Origin of the sequence: Kitasatospora terrestris (genome assembly GCF_039542905.1) — a bacterium.
Taxonomy (GTDB): Bacteria; Actinomycetota; Actinomycetes; order Streptomycetales; family Streptomycetaceae; genus Kitasatospora; species Kitasatospora terrestris.
The window spans coordinates 5,075,333-5,092,782 of sequence record NZ_BAABIS010000001.1; the positions used below are offsets into that span (position 1 = coordinate 5,075,333).

The window sequence follows — 17,450 nt, forward strand, 5'->3', positions numbered from 1 at the left end:
CCCGCACATGCGGAAGTCCCGTCCCCCCGGTGGGGGAACGGGACTCCGATGCGGTCGTCGCCTCAGAGGTTGCCGAAGCCGACCTTGCGCGAGGCGGTCTCGCCGATCTCGACGTAGGCCAGGCGCTCGGACGGGACGATCACCCGGCGGCCGTGCTCGTCGGCGAGAGTGAAGACCTTCGAGCTCCCGTCCAGAGCCTTGTCGACCGCGTCCGCGACCTCTTCGGCAGTCTGCGAGCTCTCGATAACGATCTCTCGGGGCGCGTTCTGCACGCCGATCTTGACCTCCACGGCTTCCGTCCCTCCGGGTTGCAGCCATCCACGCGCTCGAACCGCTGTTCGCGGGCGTCGCGCCGTACGGCTTCACCTTAGAGCAGCCGCCCGGCGGAACGGTGAAGGTCCGCTGACGCTCCGCTGAGGGCTGATTCCGGCCGGAACGGGAATTTATTCGGCCTCGGAGGGGGAGGACTCCGCGACCGGGTGCATCGGGAAGCCCTTCAGGCCGCGCCAGGCCAGGCTGGCGACCAGCCGGACCGCCTCGTCGCGCGGGATGTCCTTGCCCTGCGAGAGCCAGTACCGGGCGGTGATCTGGGCCAGGCCGCAGACGCCGGCGGCGAGCAGCTTGGACTCCGCCTCGGGCAGGTCGGTGTCCTCGGCGATCACCTTGGAGACCAGGGTGGCGCTCATGTCGCTGGCCCGCTCCACCCGCTCGCGCACGGCCGGCTCGTTGGTCAGGTCCGACTCGAAGACCAGGCGGAAGGCGCCGGACTCGCTGGAGACGTAGTGGAAGTACGCCTCCATGGTCGCGGCCACCCGGTGCCTGTTGTCGGTGGTCGCCTCCAGCGCGTCCCGGGTGGCGTCGACCAGGGCGTCGCAGTGCTTGTCCAGCAGCGCCAGGTAGAGCTCGAGCTTGCCCGGGAAGTGCTGGTACAGCACCGGCTTGCTCACGCCGGCGCGCTCGGCGATGTCGTCCATGGCGGCCGAGTGGTAGCCCTGGGCGACGAACACCTCCTGCGCGGCTCCGAGCAGTTGTTCACGGCGGGCGCTTCGCGGCAGGCGGGCACCGCGCGGGCGCTCCTGCGCCTCCTGGATGGCCGTCACGGCGCTCCTCACTTCACGGTCTGCGATGGGCTGGCTGGGTGGTGATTGATTCTACTTTTCGGTAACCCCGTTGGCGCGGGGTGAAGCCGAGTAAAGCGCAGATCCCGCCCTGTCGGGAGCCCACAATACGGCTCGGGCCTGCGCTGTCCACAGGGTGAGACCGGCTCGGTACGCGCTGCGCCGGCGCCCGGCTCACTACCATCGTGCTCCATGAGCGCCGACCAGCACCCCGTCACCGCCACCGCGCCCCACCGCACCGTCCGGGTACCGGGGGCCGTCCTGGCGGTCAGCGCCCCGTCCGCCCCGGCCGACGGGCTGCCGCCCGCGCTCTTCGTGCACGGCCTCGGGGGCTCCTCCGACAACTGGCACGAGCTGATGCAGGAGCTCTCCGGCGAGGTCGCCGGCGAGGCGGTCGACCTGCCCGGCTTCGGGTACTCCGCACCGCCCGCCGACGGCAACCTCTCGGTCTCCGGCCACGTCCGCGCGGTGATCGGCTACCTGGAGGCCTCCGGCCGCGGCCCGGTCCACCTCTTCGGCAACTCGCTCGGCGGCGCCGTCTCCGTCCGGCTCGCGGCCCTCCGCCCCGACCTGGTGCGCAGCCTCACCCTGATCTCGCCCGCGCTGCCCGAGCTGCCCCCGCAGCACTCCGCCTGGCCGACCGGGCTGCTCGCCGTCCCCGGCGTCCCCTCGCTGCTGCGCCGCGCCCGCGAGCGCAGCCGGCAGACCGCCGAGGACGCCACCGAGGAGCTGCTGCGCCTCGTCTACGCCGACACCTCGCGGATCCCCGCCCGCCGCCGGGCCGAGGCGGTCTCCGAGTACCGCCGCCGGGCCGCGCTGCCGTACGCGCTGGAGGCCATGGTCGGCTCCGCGCGCGGCATCGTCACCGCCTACACCGAGCGCGGCGAGCAGGCGCTGTGGCGGCAGGCCGAGCAGGTCGAGGCGCCGGTGCTGCTGGTCTACGGACTGAAGGACAAGCTGGTCTCCTACCGCTCCGCCCGGCGGGCCTGCGCCGCCTTCCGGGACGCCCGGCTGCTGGTGCTGCCCGACTCCGGGCACGTGGCGATGCTGGAGCACCCGCAGCAGGTCGCCCGCGCCGTCCGGGAGCTGCTCGCGGAGGTCTGAGCGGCGTCCGGGCGGCGCCGGAACGCGGGCGGCGGCGCGAGGTCACGGGCTTTCACTCGTTCAGGTGGCAAGGCGGTCGGCGGCCCTAGGGGCGCCTCGGTGGCGCTCTACCGTCGTGTTGTCAGACCGAACAGGTGTGGGGGGCGCAGGCGAGGGGCGGCGGTCGCGGGGAGCGGCCGGCCGGCCCGCGGTCGTCCGCTTCCGAGTGCCGGTGCCACTAGCCGATAGGTGGACGGACTCCCTGTCTCGTCGTGGATCCCGAGTCCGCCATGGAGGCGTCGTGCGCATCGCTCTGCTCACCGAGGGCACCCGGACCAATGCACAGCGTGGCGACGGTGGCTGGTGCGGCCGCCTGGTCGAGGGGCTGCCCGAGCACGAGTTCCGGCTCTACCGGCTGGTCCGGGCCGGCCTGCCGGCCGCCCCGACCGGCATCCCCGGCCTGCGCGGCGTGCACGAGCTGCCGATGTGGGGCCGCCGCCCCGGCGGCCGCGGGCCCGCCCTGCACCGGCGGCGGGCGTACGGCCGCGCGTACGAGGAGCTGGTCGGCTCGCTCGTCGTCCCCGGCGACCGGGCGCTGTTCGGGCCCGCGCTCCACCGCCTCGCCGAGCTGAACCGGGACGACGACGCGCTGCCCGCCTACCTCTCCTCCGGCCACGCCCAGCGGGTGCTGGAGAGGGTCTGGCGCTCGCCCGGCGCCGACACCGCCGCCGGACAGCCCCAGGTCCGCGACGTCCTGGTCGCCGCCGACCTGCTGGAGCAGTGCCTGCGGCCGCTCTCCGCGCCCTGGTACGGCACCGGCACGGCGGGCCTCGGCGGCGCCGACCTCTGCCACGTGGTCGGCGGCGGGCCGGCCGCCCTGCCCGCGCTGGTCGCCCGGCAGCTCCACGGCGTCCCCTTCGTCGTCACCGAGCACGGCCTCCACCTGCGCGAGCAGTACCGCAGCTACCGCACCGCGCCCTACCGCTGGCCGGTCCGCGCCCTGCTGCTCGCCTTCTTCCGGCAGCTCACCGAGGAGACCTACCGGCACGCCGCCGTCCTCACCCCCGGCAGCGCCTACGACCAGCAGTGGCAGCGCCGCTGCGGCGCCGACCCCGCCCGCACCCGCGTCGTCCACGAGGGCACCCCGGCCGTCGCCCGCGACGCCGCCGGGCCGGAGCCCGAGAAGCCCACGCTGGTCTGGGCCGGCGCGCTGGAGCCCGGACGGGACCCGGAACTGATGCTGCACGCGTTCGCCCGGATCCGGGCCGAACTGCCCGACGCCGAACTGCGGATGTACGGCGAGGAGGGCGTCCCCGGCTACCGCGGGCACTGCGAGGCCATCGCCGGGAGGCTCGGCATCGCCGGCGCCGTCCGGTTCGAGGGCCGGCCGCGCGCCACCGCCCCGATGTGGGAGACCGGCAGCGCCGTCGTCTTCACCGCACTCGCGCAGCGCAGCCCCGGACTGCTCGCCGACGCCATGCTCAGCGGACGGGCCGTCGTCTCCACCGAGGTCGGCGTGGCACCCGAGATGCTCGGGCCCAGCGGGCTGCTGGTGCCGCCGCGCAGCCCGCAGGCGCTCGCCGCGGCCTGCCTGGCGCTGCTCGGCGACGCCGAACGGCGAGCCCGGCTCGGGCTCGCCGGGCGGCTGCGCGCGCAGGAACGCTTCGCGGTCGAGCCGGTGGTCGGCGCCTTCCGGGAGATCTACCTGGAACTGGTCTCCCGCTTCCCGGCCTTCCCGGCCGGGGCCGCGCAGCCCTTCGCCCGGCCCGCCGAGTACTGGGTCGCGGGGGAGACGCCGGCGGCCCCCGCGAGGGCCGCCGGAGCCAGGCCCACGGCGCTCGCGGAGGCGGTGTGACGGGCGCCGACCCGGTGCGGGAGCTGCTCCACGCGCACCGGGAGCTGTGCGAGCAGGCCGTCGACGACCTCGACATCGCCGCCGGGCTGGAGGACGCCGGGATCGGACCCGAGAGCGCCGCGCGCTACCGGCACGCGGACGTCTTCGGCCTCGCCGAGGAACTCCACGCCCGCGTCCCCCGTCGGCCCGGCGCCCCGGGCGGGGCGCCGCCCGCCGTCCGCCGGCGCACCCGGGCGGCGGACGCCACCCGATCGGCGCTGCTCCACCTCGTCCCCGTCGCCGTCCTCGCCCTCGCCGCCGGTCACCCCGCCGCCCCCGCCCTCGCCACCGCCGCCGGCGCCGCCGCGCTCACCACCCTGGACCGCCCCCGCCGCCGGCCGGACCCGGCCGGCGGTCGGTGCACCGCTCCGCGGGGCGGCTCGCCCTCCGGACGGGAACGGCCTCGGGCCGGGAGGGCCGCGCGGCCCCCGGGGGCCCGGGCGGGTGCCGGGTGGAGCCGTCTGTGGGCGGAGGCCGGGGCGGCGGTGGGGGTCTCGGTGGTGTTGGTCGTGGTGGCGCGGGCGTCGGTGGCGTCCGGGGTGGCGGCGGCGGTGGGGGCGGGGGCGGCGCGGTGGTGGGTGGGGTGGACGCGGGGGGTCGGGCGGGCGCAGGTGGGGTCGGCGGTGACGATCGCGGAGTTCGGGGCGCGGATGCGCCCGGTGCTGCCGGTCGCGGTGCTGGCGCAGGTGGTGCTGGCCGGGGTGCTCGTGGCGGCCCCGCGCGGCGGGGCGGACGCGGCCGCGTGGGCGGGGCAGGGGGCGCTCGCGGTGCTGCTGCTCCTGGCCGGGGTGGTGCGGGCGTGCGGCCGGCCGGCGGTCGCCGCGGTCGGGGTGCTGGTGGCGGCGGCGGGGGTGGTGCTGGTGGTGCTGCGGGGTGATCCCGCGCTCGCCGTTCCGGCGGGCTGCGCGGTGCCGGTGGCGGTGCTGCTGCCGTACGCGTGGCTGCTGCTGGGGCGGCCGGGGTCGCACCGGCCCGGGCCGCCCGCCTGACGGACATGTGACGGACAACCGAGAACTGCAAGCAATCGCCGGGCCGGGGAGAACCGGCCGGGCCTCGTGGAAGGACACACGCCCGATGAGGGTGCTGCTGCTGGGTGCCGACGGTTTCATCGGCCGCCGGGTCGCCGATCGCCTGCTGGCGGAGGACGGCCTCCAGACGACGGTGCTGGGCCGACGGGACTCGGCCGACATCCGCTTCGACCTGACGACGGGCAGTCCGGGGGCGCTGGCCCGGTTCCTGGACGCGGTGGCGCCGCAGGTGGTGATCAACTGCGCGGGGGCGACGTACGGCACCTCGCGGGCGCTGATCCGGGCGAACACGCTGGCGGTGGCGACGGTCTGCGAGGCGATCCGGCGCAGTCGCGAGCCGGCCAGGCTGGTGCACATCGGGTCGGCGGCGGAGTACGGGCCGGTGCCGCCGGCGGGGCCGATCCCGGAGAGCGCCGAGCCGCGGCCGGTGGGCCCGTACGGGGTGTCGAAGCTGGCGGGGACGGAGCTGGTGCTGGCGTCCGGGCTGGACGCGCTGGTGCTGCGGATCTTCGACGTGGTGGGCCCGGGTTCGCCGACGGCGTCGCTGTTCGGGCGACTGGCGGAGGGCCTGCGGCGGGCGCTGGAGCAGGACGAGCACCAGGTGCGGATGCCGGACCTGTCCGGATACCGGGATTTCGTGGACGTCCGGGACGTCGCCCGGGCGGTGCAGGCGGCGGCGGTTTCGGCGGCCACCGGGGTGATCAACATCGGCAGCGGGCACGCGGTGCGGGCCCGGGAGGCGGCGCAGCTGCTGGTCCGGGCCTCGGGTTTCGAGGGGCAGGTGACCGAGGACGCGCGCCAGGTGGTGCTGCCCGCGCAGGCGGCGTCCGGGGCGGACCCCGGGCGGCAGCTGGACGCCCGGCCGGTGCTGGAGCCGGTGCAGTGGCGGCAGGCGGACGTGCGGACGGCGCGGGACCGTCTCGGCTGGCGGACGCAGGTGCCGCTGGAGGAGTCGCTGGGTGACGTCTGGCTGGAGACGGCCTGCCGGGTCTGACCCGGGGCGGGGGCCCGGTCCCAGCATCCGGTGTCGGGCATCTCACGTGCTGGAACGCCTGTCTCGGAATACCCCGGGCACGTGACACTGTTGGCGTAGTCAATTGTGAACTGACGACCATCGGAGTCCCCGTGTCGCTGCCACCCCTGGTCGAGCCGGCCGCCGAGCTCACCGTCGACGAGGTCCGCCGGTACTCCCGCCACCTGATCATCCCCGACGTGGGCATGGACGGGCAGAAGCGGCTGAAGAACGCCAAGGTGCTGTGCGTCGGTGCCGGTGGCCTCGGCTCGCCCGCCCTGATGTACCTGGCCGCCGCCGGTGTCGGCACGCTCGGCATCGTCGAGTTCGACACCGTCGACGAGTCCAACCTGCAGCGCCAGATCATCCACGGCCAGTCCGACATCGGGCGCTCCAAGGGCGAGTCCGCGCGCGACTCGGTCAAGGAGATCAACCCGTACGTCAACGTGATCCTCCACGACGAGCGCCTCGACAACGACAACGTCATGGAGATCTTCGCCGGCTACGACCTGATCGTGGACGGCACCGACAACTTCGCCACCCGGTACCTGGTGAACGACGCCGCGGTGCTGCTCGGCAAGCCGTACGTGTGGGGCTCGATCTACCGCTTCGACGGCCAGGCGTCGGTGTTCTGGGCCGAGCACGGCCCGTGCTACCGCTGCCTCTACCCGGAGGCCCCGCCGCCGGGCATGGTCCCGTCCTGCGCCGAGGGCGGCGTGCTGGGCGTGCTGTGCGCGTCCATCGGCTCGATCCAGGTCACCGAGGCGATCAAGCTGCTGGCCGGGGTCGGCGAGCCGCTGGTCGGCCGACTGATGATCTACGACGCCCTGGAGATGCAGTACCGCCAGGTGAAGGTCCGCAAGGACCCGAACTGCGTGCTCTGCGGCGACAACCCGACCGTCACCGAGCTCATCGACTACGAGGCCTTCTGCGGCGTCGTGTCGGAGGAGGCCCAGGCGGCCGCCATGGGTTCGACGATCACCTCCAAGCAGCTCAAGGAGTGGATCGACGAGGGCGAGAGCATCGACATCATCGATGTCCGCGAGGTCAACGAGTACGAGATCGTGTCGATCCCGGGCGCGCGGCTGATCCCGAAGAACGAGTTCCTGATGGGCAACGCCCTGCAGGACCTGCCGCAGGACAAGCGGATCGTGCTGCACTGCAAGACCGGCGTCCGCTCGGCCGAGGTGCTGGCCGTGCTGAAGTCCGCGGGCTTCGCGGACGCGGTGCACCTGGGCGGCGGCGTGATCGGCTGGGTCAACCAGATCGAGCCGCACAAGCCGGTGTACTGAGGAGCTCGGACGGAAGGGCCCGGGGCGCACGCCCCGGGCCCTTCCGTCGTGCTGCGGCCGGGTCTAGAGCGCGCCCTTGCGCTGGAGCACGTTGTAGGCGATCCAGCCGGGCGCCACCGGAAGCCAGAAGGTGAGCAGGCGGTAGAGGAAGACCGCCGGGGTGGCGGCGGTGGCGGGCACGCCGGCCACCGTGAGGGCGGCGATCAGGGCGATCTCGACCGGGCCGATGCCGCCCGGGGTGGGGATCGCCGAGCCGGCCGCGTTGGCGGTCAGGAAGACCACCGCGACGGCCGCGAAGGTGACGTGCGCGCCGCCGCCGAAGGCCTGCACCGAGGCGTCCAGGCAGGCGGTGAAGGAGAGCGTCAGCAGCAGGATCCCGCCGAAGCCGGTGACCAGCTTGGACGGGGTCTGCATCAGGTCGAGCATCCGCGGCACCACGCCGAAGAACAGCACCCGCAGCCGGTTCACCACGAAGCGCCGCAGCGGCGACACCGCCGCGATCACCAGCGCCAGCACGGCGGCGGACAGCACGCCGATGATCACCGCGCGGGAGGCGCCCAGGTCGCCGTTGGTCTGGGTGCCGGTGATCAGGCCGAAGGAGAACAGCAGCAGCAGGTGCCCGGCCAGGCCGGCCAGCTGCGAGGCGCCGACGCTGGCCACCGCCTGCACCGGCCGGATGCCGGCCTTCTGCAGGTAGCGGGTGTTGAGCGCGATGCCGCCGACCGCGGCGGGCGCGACCAGCTTCACGAAGGAGCCGGCCACCTGCGCGGCCACCGTCCGGCCGAACGGCAGCCGCTCCGGGACGAAGCCGGTCAGGCTCATCGAGGCGGCGACGTAGCTGGTCGCGGAGGCGAGCAGGGCGAGCGAGGCCCAGGCCCAGTTCATCTCGGAGACCTTGAACTGGTCCGGCCGGATGGTGGTGACCGCCAGGTAGGCGGCGAAGGTGAGCGCCACCACCATGATCAGCGTCTTGGGCTTGAGCCGCTCCAGCTTGGCCGGGGCGATCGGCGCCTCCGGGGCGATCTGGAGGATCTGGCCGCGGATCCGGCTCAGCAGGTCCTCGCCCGCGACGGCGATGTCCTCCTCCGCCTGCTGCTGGGTCTTCACCCCCGCCGCGACCTGCTCCAGGGCCAGCGCCTGGGCGGCGGCTTTCCGCTCCTTGGTCATCTTCTGCAGGTCGGCACGGGTCTGCCGGCTCAGGCCGACCGGCTGGAGCAGCGGCAGCGAGTCCGCGACCCGGGTCGGGCCGAGCACCCGGTTGGCGACCGCCACCGCCCGCTCCGGGCCGACCCGCAGCGCGAAGGTGGTGAGCAGCTGGGCCACGTCGATCCGCAGCGTCAGGTCGCCGGCCGCGATGTCGCCGCCGGAGAGGTTGACCAGGCAGCCGGTCTTCTCGTCCACCGCCAGCAGCGACTCGCCGGTCAGCCGGCGGTGGGCGATCCGGCGCTCGTGCAGGGTGCCGACCGACTCCCAGAACGAGGCCATCACCTCGTCGGTGATCTCCTCGTCCGCCAGCTCGTCGAGGGTGCGGCCGGCCACGTTCTCGTAGACCAGGATCGCGGCGTCCGGGCCGAGCTCGGAGGTGGCCACCAGCTGCGGGGCCCGGGCCCCGGAGGCGGCGGCCGCGTACGCGATCAGGGCCTCCTGTTCGAGGGCCTGGCGCAGCGACTGGGGGCTGCGGCGGACCGCCACCGAGCGCAGCCGCAGGCGGCGCCAGGCGCGGTAGAAGAAGCCGGAGGCCTGCTGCTCGCGGTCGATGATGTGGACGTCCAGCAGCGGGCCGTGCTGCTGGGTGACCAGGTAGCGGCGGGTGCCGCCGGGCGCCTCCGGGGCGGTGTGGGCGGCGGACGGCGTGAAGCCGACCTTGCGCAGGCCGATCATCAGGCTCTTGCCGGTCGGCCGGATGTTCGGCGAGCCGATCGCGTACAGCGTGCCGTACGCCACGGACCAGCCGATCAGCACGGTGAGGATCAGCGACAGCGGGGTGGTGTAGCCGCTGATCAGCTCGGTCGCGCCGCTGAGGATCACCACCACCCACAGCGCCACCCGCCAGCGGGGTCTGGAGGACATCCCGACCGCGGTCATGTAGGCGATCACCGGCGCCAGGTAGCCGTGCACCGGGTCGGTCAGGGTGTCCCCGCCGCCCGGGGGGAACTGGGTCAGCGCGTTGCGGATCGCGTCCGGGGCGCTCGCCGCCACCCACCAGTCCACGCCCAGCGAGACGCCGTACGCCAGCACCGAGGCGAGCACGCCGTCGGCGACCCGCAGGCCGTCCCGCTTGATCAGCCGCTCCACCGCGAACGCCAGCGGCACCGCCAGCACCGCCACGCTGGAGACCAGCGCGGCGATGGTGGAGAGCACGCTCGGGATGTGCTTGGCGTTGGCGGTGATGTCGCTCTCGATGCCGGTGGTGGTGGAGACCGCCACCTGTGCGAGGACGAACACCGCGATGATGCCGAGCACACCGGCGGTGAACCGGATCAGGTCCGAGGGGCGGTGCGCCCGCGGCGGCAGCAGCGGTTCGTCGACCGCCAGGTGCTCGCCGGTCGGCTCCTCGTCCGGTCCGGTGTCGTCAGGGACCACCCCGTCAGGTGGTCCGTCGTACGCGACCACGTTCTCGTCCTCCCCCGTGCCCGCCTCCGGAACCGGTCCGGCGGGTGTCTTGTGCAGTGAGACGGCGGGTGGCTCGACCTGCGGGTGCCCGGCAGAACCGTCGGTCGCGGACTCCCCGGAGCCCTCGTCCACGTTCAATTCTGCCGTCCCGGTCATCTGGTCTTGTCCTCGTATCACCACGCACTGCCCCGAAGATGCTGCCATGCCGGACGGTCCGGCGCCGGGCAGGGGGCGCATCAGGCGCGGCGGATCGCCCGCTCGGGGTCCTGGAAATCGACCGGATGGGGAAGAATGCGGCGGATGACCGAGAGTACGCGCGAGGACGGCCCCGCGGGCGCGGACGACGGCGCGGAGCTGCCGCCGTTCGCGGAGGCCGTGCTCGACCTCACCGAGCGGATCCCACCGGGCCGGGTGATGACCTACGGCGACGTCGCCGAGTACCTCGGCCGGGGCGGCCCGCGCCAGGTCGGCCGGGTGATGGCGCTCCACGGCGGCGCCGTGCCCTGGTGGCGGGTGATCCGCGCCGACGGCCGCCCGCTGCCCGGCCACGAGCACCGTGCCCTGCCCGAGTACCGTGCCGAGGGCACCCCGCTGCGCACGGTCGGCGACTCGCTCCGGGTCGACCTGCGACAGGCCCGCTGGGACGGGCGGTAGTCGTCTCTTTTTCGCCCGATCCCGTGCGCGGGAGGGGGTTGTCGGTGCAGGATCGTAGGCTCGGTGCGGGCGAGGTCCGTTGCGGCCCCGCCCCGCACATGCCCTGGTACAACCCGTCTGGACCGCAGTGACCCCGCCCTTCCGCCTGGTGCGCAGCCCCCTCGCACAGCCCGAGCCGCCCGTCCTGGACCCGTACCAGCAGGCGGTGGTCGAGCACGCCGGTGGGCCGCTGCTGGTGCTGGCCGGGCCCGGCACGGGCAAGACCACCACGTTGGTCGAGGCCGTCACCCGGCGGATAGCGGACGGCACCGATCCCGAGCGGATCCTGGTCCTCACCTTCGGCCGCAAGGCGGCGATGGAGCTGCGCGACCGGATGACCGCCCGGGTCGCCGCGGGCGTCGCCGTGCCGCAGGCGACCACCTTCCACTCCTTCTGCTACGCGCTGCTGCGCGCCCACCAGGACCCTGAGGAGTACGCCGAGCCGCTGCGGCTGCTCTCCGGCCCCGAGCAGGACGTGATGGTCCGCGAGCTGCTGGCCGGCGACGCGGAGGACGCCAGGGCCGGCGTCGGACGGATCGGCTGGCCGCTCGACCTGCGGGCCTGCCTGACCACCCGCGGGTTCGCCGACGAGGTCCGGGCCGTGCTCGCGCGCAGCCGCGAGCTCGGGCTCGGCGAGCACGAGCTGGCCCGCTTCGCCGAGGGCGTCCAGCGGCCCGACTGGGCGGCCGCCGCGCACTTCCTCGCGGACTACCTGGACGTCCTGGACATGCGGGGGGTGCTGGACTACGCGGAGCTGGTCCACCGGGCCGTGCTGCTCGCCGAACGCCCGGAGGTCGGGGACGCGCTGCGCGGCCGGTACGACGTGGTCTTCGTCGACGAGTACCAGGACACCGACCCCTCCCAGGTGCGGCTGCTGCAGCAGCTCGCCGGAGGCGGCCGCGACCTGGTCGCGGTCGGTGACCCGGACCAGTCGATCTACGCCTTCCGCGGCGCCGACATCAACGGCATCCTCGACTTCCCCGACGCCTTCCGGCGGGCCGACGGCCGGCCGGCCGAGGTGGCCGTGCTGCGGGTGTCCCGGCGGTCCGGGGCGGTGCTGCTGGCCGCCTCGCGGGAGCTCACCCGGCGGATGCCGATGGGCCGGCTGCCCGCCGACAAGCTCGCCCAGCACCGCGCGCTGCTGCCCTCCCGCGAGGGCGGGGCGGTCGAGGTGTACACCTACCCGACCCCCGGCGCGGAACTGGACTCGGTCGCCGACCTGCTCCGCCGGGCGCACCTGGAGGACGGGGTGCCCTGGGGCGAGATGGCGGTGCTGGTCCGCGCCGGCGGGCGGACCATCCCCGGCGTCCGGCGGGCCCTGGGCGCGGCCGGCGTGCCGCTGGAGATCGACGGCGACGACATCCCGCTGCGCGACGAGCCCGGTGTGGTGCCGCTGCTGACCGCGCTCCGGGTCTGCGCGGAGCCGGCCGAGGCGATGACCGTCGACATCGCGCACACCCTGCTCACCGGCCCGATGGGCGGCCTGGACGGCTCCGACCTGCGGCGGCTGGGTCGGGCACTGAGGGAGGAGGCGCGAGCCGAGGGGCACGAGGTGGTCGCCCCGGCCGAGGCGCTGATCCGGGACGCCCTCGCGGAGCCCGAGCGGCTGATGCTGCTGGACGGCCCCTACGCCCGCCGCGCCCGCGAGCTCGGGACGCTGCTGCGCAAGGTCCGGGAGCTGCTGTCCGGCGGCGGGGGCGCCGAGGACGCGCTGTGGGAGCTGTGGGACGGCAGCCGCCGCTGGCGCGAGCGGCTGGAGCGGGCCGCCCTGCGCGGCGGCACCGCCGGCCGCAACGCCGACCGAGACCTGGACGCGCTGTGCGCGCTGTTCGAGACCGCCGCGCGGGCGGAGGAGCAGGTGGCGGGCCACCGCAGCGCGCTGGACCTGCTCGCCGAGCTGGAGGCGCAGGACATCGCCGCCGACACCCTCACCGTGCGCGCCGTGCGGCCGGACGCGGTCCGGCTGATGACCGCGCACCGCTCGAAGGGCCTGGAGTGGCGGGTGGTCGTGGTGGCCGGCGTCCAGGACGGCCTCTGGCCGGACCTCCGCCGCCGCGGCTCCCTGCTGGAGGCCGACCGGATCGGCCGGGACGGCCTCGCCGAACCGCTCACCCCGGCCGCGCTGCTCGCGGAGGAGCGGCGCCTCTTCTACACCGCGGCCACCCGCGCCAAGGACCGGCTGATCGTCACCGCGGTGAAGGCCCCCGCCGAGGACGGCGACGAGCCGTCGCGGTTCCTGCGCGAGCTCTACCGGGAGGAGCTCGACCCGCGGACCGGCAAGGTGCGCTCCCGCACCCCCCAGGTGACCGTCGCCGAGGTGACCAGCCGGCCGCGGCGGCCGCTGTCGGTGTCCGCCCTGGTGGCGGAGCTGCGCGCGGTCACCGTCGACCCGGCCCGCTCGCCGGAGCTGCGCCGGGCGGCGGCCGAGCGGCTCGCCCGGCTGGCGTCCGCGCTCGACGAGGACGGCCACCCGCTGGTCCCCTCCGCGCACCCCGACCGCTGGTGGGGCCTGGACGAGCAGACCGCCGCGCCCGAGCCGCTGCGGGCGGACGGCGTACCGGTCCGGCTGTCCGGCAGCGGCCTGGAACAGCTCGACGACTGCGCGCTCCAGTGGTTCTTGGAGAAGGACGTGAGGGCCGGCACCACCACCACCGCCGCCCAGGGCTTCGGCAACGTCGTCCACGCGCTGGCCGACGAGGTCGGCTCCGGCCGCACCCCCGCCGACCTCGCCGTCCTGATGGAGCGGCTGGACACGGTGTGGGACGCGCTGGCCTTCGACGCGCCGTGGAAGTCGCAGCAGGAGAAGGCCGAGGCCCGGGCGGCGCTGGAGCGCTTCCTGCACTGGCACGTGCTGGAGCGGGAACGCACCCTCGTCGCCACCGAGCACGGCTTCGACCTGACCCTGGACGTCGGCGGGATCGCGGTCCGCATCCGCGGCTCGATGGACCGCGTCGAGCGGGACGCGGCGGGCCGCGCGTACGTCGTCGACTTCAAGACCGGCAAGCAGATCCCGACCGACAAGTCGCTGCCCGAGCACAAGCAGCTCGCCGTCTACCAGCTGGCCGTGCGCGGCGGCGCGCTGGACGGGCTGCCCGGCTTCGACGACGGCGCCGCCACCCCGGGCGGCGCGGAGCTGGTGCACCTGCGCGAGCCCGCCAAGGGCGAGCCCGAGGCACCGAAGGTGCAGCGGCAGCTGCCCGCCGAGGGCGAGCCGTGGATCGAGAACCTGCTCGCCGAGTCGGCCGGCCGGGTGCTCGCCGAGCGCTTCGTCCCCACCGTCGGCGAGGGCTGCGCGCGCTGCGCCTTCCGCGGCAGCTGCTCCGCCCAGCGCGACGGGCGCCAGCTTGTCGACTGACCCCGGCCACCCGGACCCCCTCCCGCCGCGGGCGGAGCCGCTGCGGGAACCCGGGGCGCGGGTGGAGCCGGCCGCGTCGCTTACGGTTGGGGGCGTGCTCAGCGATCCCGAGGAACTCAAGGAGCTGCTCGGGATCCCGTTCAACCCCGAGCAGATGCGGGCCATCGGCGCACCGCTGGAGCCCGCGGTGATCGTGGCGGGCGCCGGGTCGGGCAAGACCACGGTGATGGCGGCCCGGGTGGTGTGGCTGGTCGGCTCCGGCGCGGTCCGCCCCGAGCAGGTGCTGGGCCTGACCTTCACCAACAAGGCCGCCGGCGAGCTCGCCGAGCGGGTGCGCACCGCGCTGCTGCGCGCCCGCGTCCTGGACCCGGACGAGGACGCCCTCGGCGAGCCGCAGATCTCCACCTACCACGCGTTCGCCGGCACTCTGCTCAAGGAGCACGGCCTGCGCCTGGGGATAGAGCCGGACGTCCGGCTGCTCGCCGACGCGACCCGCTTCCAGCTCGCCGCCAAGGTGCTGCGCTCGGCGCGCGGCCCGTACCCGGCGCTGAGCGGGACCTTCTCCTCCCTGGTCGCCGAGCTGATCGCGCTCGACTCCGAGCTGGCCGAGCACCTGGTCGACCCGGAGCGGCTGCGCGGCCACGACTCCGAACTGCTCGACACCCTCGCCACCAAGAAGTTGAGCAACGAGGACCTGCGCGCCGTCCCGAAGGCGGCCCGGGCCCGGCTGGAGCTGCTGGAGCTGGTCGAGGACTACCGGCGGCGCAAGCGGGCCGCCGGGCTGATGGACTTCGGCGACCAGATCGCCGCCTCCGCCCGGCTCGCCCAGGAGCGGCCGGAGGTCGGCCGGCTGCTGCGCGCCCAGTACCGGGTGGTGCTGCTGGACGAGTACCAGGACACCTCGGTCGCCCAACGGCTGATGCTGTCCGGCCTGTTCGGCGGCGCGCACAGCACCGGGCACCCGGTGACCGCGGTCGGCGACCCCTGCCAGGCGATCTACGGCTGGCGCGGTGCCTCGGTCGCCAACCTGGACGACTTCCCGGCGCACTTCCCCAAGCAGGACGGCTCGCCGGGCGCCCGGTACGCGCTCAGCGAGAACCGGCGCAGCGGCGGCCGGCTGCTGGCGTTCGCCAACCACCTGGCCGAGCCGCTGCGCGAGATGCACGAGGGCGTGGAGGCGCTGCGCCCGGCGCCCGGGGCGGAGCGGGACGGCTTCGTCCGGGCCGCGCTGCTGCCCACCCACGCGGAGGAGGTGGCGTGGCTGGGCGACCGGATCGCGCACCTGGTCCGCACCGGGACGGCGCCGGGCCGGATCGCGGTGCTGTGCCGGGCGGGCAGCGCCTTCCCGGACATCCACGCGGCGCTGGTCGCCCGGGACGTGCCGGTCGAGGTGGTGGGCCTCGGCGGCCTGCTGCAACTCCCCGAGGTGGCGGACCTGGTGGCGGTCTGCGAGGTGCTGCAGGACCCGACCGCCAACGCGGCGCTGGTCCGGCTGCTGATCGGCCCGCGCTGGCGGATCGGCCCGCGCGATCTGGCGCTGCTCGGCCGCCGGGCCGCGGACCTGGTCCGCACCGCCCGCCCGGACGGCAGCGACCCGCTGGCGGCGGCGGTCGCCGAGACCGACCCGACCGAGGTGGTCTCGCTCGCCGACGCCCTGGAGACCTTCCTCGACGCGGAGCAGCCCGACGAGCTGCCGTTCTCCCCGGAGGCCAAGGTCCGCTTCGCGCGCCTGGCCCGGGAGGTCCGCGAGCTGCGCCGGGCGCTGGCCGAGCCGCTGATGGACGTGCTGCACCGGGTGCTCGCGGTGACCGGTCTGGAGGTGGAGCTGTCCGCCTCGCCGCTGGCGCTGGCCGCCCGCCGGCGGGAGACCCTGCACGCCTTCCTGGACATTGCGGCGGGCTTCGCCGACCTGGACGGCGACCCGGGCCTGGCCGCGTTCCTGGCGTTCCTGCGGGCCGCCCAGGAGTACGAGCGCGGCCTGGACAACAGCCTGCCCGGCGGCGAGGACACCGTGAAGGTGCTGACCGCGCACAAGTCCAAGGGCCTGGAGTGGGACGTGGTCGCCGTCCCCGGGCTGGTCAAGGACGCCTTCCCCAGCAACAAGGGCCGCGAGCGCTGGACCAGCACCAAGAAGGTGCTGCCGCACGCGCTGCGCGGCGACGCCGCCACCCTGCCCGCCGACCCGGAGTGGACCGGCAAGGGCATGGGCCTGTTCAAGCAGGCGATGATCCGGCACTCGGCGGTCGAGGAACTGCGGCTCGGCTACGTCGCGTTCACCCGGCCCCGGTCGCTGCTGCTGGCCTCCGGGCACTGGTGGGGGCCGAGCCAGAAGCGCCGGCGCGGCCCGTCCTCCTTCCTGCTGGAGCTGAGGGCGCACTGCGAGCGGGAGGCGGGCAACGGCGAGTTGGACGTCTGGGCCGAGGAGCCGCTGCCGGACGCCGAGAACCCGGCGTTCGCGGTCTCGGTGGAGACCCCGTGGCCGCTGCCGCTGGACCCGGCCGCGCAGACCTCCCGGCGGCGGGTGGCGGACGTGGTCCGGGCCCGGCTGGCCGGACTGCCCGCGCCCGAGCCGGAGCGGATGGCGGTCGAGGACCAGCGCCTGGTCGCCTCCTGGGACCGCGATCTCGGCGCGCTGCTGGGCGAGTTGGAGCGCTCCCGGCGGGCCGTGCGGGACGTCGAGCTGCCCGCCTCGCTCTCCGCCACCCAGTTGCTGCGCCTCGCCGCCGACCCGGACGGCTTCGCCGCCGAGCTGGCCCGGCCGATGCCCCGCCCGCCCGCGCCCGCCGCCCGCCGGGGCACCCGCTTCCACGCCTGGGTGCAGGCGCGGTTCGACCAGCCGCTGCTGCTCGGCCCGGACGCGCTGCCCGGCCTGGACGAGGACGGCATCGAGGACGAGAAGGACCTGGAGCGGCTCAAGGAGGCCTTCCTGCGCGGCCCCTACGCGGGCCGCCGGCCGTACCGGGTCGAGGAGCCGTTCCACCTGGTGCTGGCGGGGCGGGTGGTGCGCGGCCGGATCGACGCGGTGTACCGCGACCGTGACGGTGGCTCAGCGTCACCGGAGTCGTACCGGTACGAAGTGGTCGACTGGAAGACCGGCCGCGAGGAGAGCGCGGACCCGCTGCAGCTCGCCGTCTACCGGCTGGCCTGGGCGGAGCGGACCGGTGTCCCGGCCGAGCAGGTCACGGCGTCGTTCCTCTACGTGCGCAGTGGCCGGATCGTGAGACCGTCAGGACTTCCCGACCGAAAAGAGTTGAGCGAGCTCCTGATCGGGAATAGCTCATAAGAAGTCACTCAGAGCATCCAAGTCGTCACAAGATCGAGCGAAACCTGTGCGCTGTGCACGTTTCGCGCCTATTGTGGGG

Annotated in this window: 11 protein-coding genes; 8 read left to right on the plus strand and 3 right to left on the minus strand. The window is 74.9% G+C overall.

Annotated features, from left to right (window positions below):
- Positions 1-62 precede the first annotated feature (62 nt).
- Together ABEB06_RS23475 and ABEB06_RS23480 are read right to left on the minus strand one after the other, a co-directional pair.
- A complete protein-coding gene (locus ABEB06_RS23475; RefSeq protein WP_345698860.1) occupies positions 63-290 on the minus strand; it encodes a DUF3107 domain-containing protein in 228 nt (75 codons plus the stop codon).
- Positions 291-443: 153 nt separating this feature from the next.
- Complete coding sequence (locus ABEB06_RS23480; protein WP_345698861.1) at positions 444-1,100, minus strand: TetR/AcrR family transcriptional regulator; 657 nt, start codon at positions 1,098-1,100, stop codon at positions 444-446.
- A gap of 210 nt (positions 1,101-1,310) precedes the next feature.
- On the opposite strand from ABEB06_RS23480, the gene ABEB06_RS23485 reads away from it, so the two are divergent.
- From ABEB06_RS23485 to moeZ, 5 genes are all read left to right on the plus strand, one after another.
- Positions 1,311-2,222 (plus strand): alpha/beta fold hydrolase, encoded by a 912-nt coding sequence (locus ABEB06_RS23485; protein ID WP_345698862.1) that lies wholly within the window; start codon positions 1,311-1,313, stop codon positions 2,220-2,222.
- Between the two features lie 280 nt (positions 2,223-2,502).
- Positions 2,503-4,056 (plus strand): DUF3492 domain-containing protein, encoded by a 1,554-nt coding sequence (locus ABEB06_RS23490; protein ID WP_345698863.1) that lies wholly within the window; start codon positions 2,503-2,505, stop codon positions 4,054-4,056.
- The gene (locus ABEB06_RS23495) at positions 4,053-5,084 is read left to right on the plus strand and encodes a hypothetical protein (RefSeq protein ID WP_345698864.1); all 1,032 of its coding nucleotides are present in this window, start codon (positions 4,053-4,055) and stop codon (positions 5,082-5,084) included. The genes ABEB06_RS23490 and ABEB06_RS23495 overlap by 4 nt, the downstream gene beginning before the upstream one ends.
- An 85-nt stretch (positions 5,085-5,169) precedes the next feature.
- The gene (locus ABEB06_RS23500; protein WP_345698865.1) at positions 5,170-6,117 is read left to right on the plus strand and encodes an NAD-dependent epimerase/dehydratase family protein; all 948 of its coding nucleotides are present in this window, start codon (positions 5,170-5,172) and stop codon (positions 6,115-6,117) included.
- 131 nt (positions 6,118-6,248) lie between these two features.
- Entirely contained in the window at positions 6,249-7,427 is a 1,179-nt protein-coding gene (gene moeZ / locus ABEB06_RS23505) for an adenylyltransferase/sulfurtransferase MoeZ (RefSeq protein ID WP_345698866.1), read from the plus strand.
- Between the two features lie 63 nt (positions 7,428-7,490).
- On the opposite strand, the gene ABEB06_RS23510 is transcribed toward moeZ, so the two are convergent.
- Positions 7,491-10,196, minus strand: a complete 2,706-nt coding sequence (locus tag ABEB06_RS23510; protein WP_345698867.1) for a flippase-like domain-containing protein — start codon at positions 10,194-10,196, stop codon at positions 7,491-7,493.
- A 144-nt stretch (positions 10,197-10,340) separates the two neighbouring features.
- Here ABEB06_RS23510 and ABEB06_RS23515 point away from each other — a divergent pair, with 144 nt between their 5' ends.
- The 3 genes from ABEB06_RS23515 to ABEB06_RS23525 all read left to right on the plus strand — a co-directional run bounded on the left by ABEB06_RS23515 (position 10,341) and on the right by ABEB06_RS23525 (position 17,371).
- Positions 10,341-10,694 carry an MGMT family protein gene (locus ABEB06_RS23515; protein ID WP_345698868.1) on the plus strand — a complete coding sequence of 118 codons (354 nt, stop codon included), beginning with the start codon at positions 10,341-10,343 and terminating at the stop codon, positions 10,692-10,694.
- 127 nt (positions 10,695-10,821) lie between these two features.
- Positions 10,822-14,088 carry an ATP-dependent helicase gene (locus tag ABEB06_RS23520; RefSeq protein WP_345698869.1) on the plus strand — a complete coding sequence of 1,089 codons (3,267 nt, stop codon included), beginning with the start codon at positions 10,822-10,824 and terminating at the stop codon, positions 14,086-14,088.
- A gap of 154 nt (positions 14,089-14,242) precedes the next feature.
- Entirely contained in the window at positions 14,243-17,371 is a 3,129-nt protein-coding gene (locus ABEB06_RS23525) for an ATP-dependent helicase (protein WP_345701955.1), read from the plus strand.
- Positions 17,372-17,450 lie beyond the last annotated feature (79 nt).